Source organism: Candidatus Ruminimicrobium bovinum, from assembly GCF_902760015.1.
In the GTDB taxonomy this organism is placed as follows: domain Bacteria; phylum Elusimicrobiota; class Endomicrobiia; order Endomicrobiales; family Endomicrobiaceae; genus Ruminimicrobium; species Ruminimicrobium bovinum.
In genome coordinates this window covers 1-2,096 of sequence record NZ_CACWEU010000070.1, presented here as the reverse complement: position 1 = coordinate 2,096, position 2,096 = coordinate 1, and the positions used below count along the sequence as shown (strand labels likewise).

At 21.5% G+C, this 2,096-nt stretch carries 1 protein-coding gene; it reads right to left on the bottom strand.

Annotated features, from left to right (window positions below):
- Positions 1-110: 110 nt before the first annotated feature.
- Positions 111-1,403 carry an ATP-binding protein gene (locus tag ACMUOV_RS02530; protein WP_413853478.1) on the bottom strand — a complete coding sequence of 431 codons (1,293 nt, stop codon included), beginning with the start codon at positions 1,401-1,403 and terminating at the stop codon, positions 111-113.
- Positions 1,404-2,096 lie beyond the last annotated feature (693 nt).

The window sequence follows — 2,096 nt, the reverse complement described above, 5'->3', positions numbered from 1 at the left end:
GAAAATACTTGGGTTTGGAAAAAGATTATTGTTATTAGTGTTGATATTAGTTTTTTCATTGGTTTATCATATAAATTTATATAAGTATAGGTATTCAAATCATTTTTAAGTTAGTAATCTAAACTATCTTTATTTAGTAAAAAATCGTATATTCCAATATGAATAATTCCATTATCATCTATCCAAGGTTTAAAATCATCTTTTGTTATAATAAATTTCTTAAAAAAATCTTTTACTACTAATAAAGGTCTGATTTCTTGTTTTTTCTTATCATCATCTTCAATATTAAGTGCTGATTGAATGTAATATTTGTTCATACCTCTATTTACTACAAAATCTATTTCACAAGTATTTTGATGTATAATGTTTTTGTTATTTTTGTTTCTAAATCTTACAACCCCTACATCTATAGAAAAACCTCTATTAGAAAGTTCATTATGAATAATATTTTCCATTATATGACTCTCTTCATACTGCCTAAAATTTAAAATCGCATTTCTTAAACCTACATCTACACAATAATATTTCATTGGAAAATCAAAATATTTTTTCCCTTTAACATCATATCTCCTTGCAAATTTAAATAAAAAAGAATCTTGTAAATATTGAAGATAGTTATATATGGTTTCATTATTTACTTTAATATTTTTTACACTTTTTAATGTGCTAACAATTTTATTTACATTAGTCAAAGAACCAATATTAGATGACAACAAATAACAAATCTCTTTCATTATGTCTAATAACTCAATATCATATCTTTCAACTATATCTTTAAAATAAACTTCTTCAAATAAATTTTTTAAATACTTTTCTTTATCTAAATCTTCTTTCTTATACAATATGTAAGGCAAACCACCATACAAACAGTAATTTTTAAAAGCAACTTTTACATCTTTTTTTATATAACTAAAATATTCTTCAAAAGACAAAGGATACACTTGAATTTCTTCTCCTCTACCTCTAAATTCTGTCATAACATCTTTTGAAAGTAATTTAGAGTTACTACCTGTCACATATACATCTATATTGCTCAAATGTGCTAATTCATTTAAAACACCATATAATTCTATCGGCTTATCAAAATGATTTTTTAGCTCCTCTTTAGATATCGCATATTGAACCTCATCTAAAAAAATATAAAATTTATCTCGTTTATTGATTTTTGATTTTATAAAATTATACAACTCAGTACTGTTTCTATATTTCTTATTTTTTTCTGAATCTAATTCAATGGAAACGATATTTTTTCTTTTTATTCCAGACTTTAGTAAATAATCTTTAAATATTTTAAATAATAAAAAACTTTTACCGCACCTTCTAACCCCTGTAATTATCTTTATCATATTATTGTTTCTAGCATCTATTAACTTTTTTAAATATTTATCTCTCTTTATATACACAATTGCTATTCTCCAATAAACATAAATTAAATAACAAATATTACTTACTTTATGTTATTATAATATAAATTCTATAACATATCAACCTATTGTATTAATTACTTTAACATTTTTAAGTTAATATTTAAAGATACATTATTCATATGAATTTAATAATACTTAGAAACTTTTAGCAACATAATAAGACTTTATCTATTTTTATAGTCATAGTTTCTCAATTTTTTTTAAAAATTTTAAATAAAATTTATCTACTTGCACTATTTTTAATATTATTATTGATGTCTTTTTCCATATTGTAATTATACACTAATCTCTTCTTTTAAAGCTTTTAACATATATTCACAAGCTTCTTCTTCTGTTTTGAAAATTTTATAATCATTTTTTCCACCTCTTTCATCAACATAATAAAATTCCCATATATAATAATTTCTTTGTAAGATGTATGTATCAGCTAACCAAGAACTCCCATTTATAGAATAAAAACTCTCTGGAATTTTTAATTTTTTTAATTCTTTTTTTTAGTTCTTCATGTTTCATAATATTATGTTTAAAATTTGTAATAGTACTTTTTTAATTTATTCATAATTTTTAACATATATTCACAAGCTTCTTCTTCTGTTTTGAAAATTTTATAATCATTTTTTTCACCTCTTTCATCAAAATAAAAATACTCCCAAATATTGTAATTTTGTT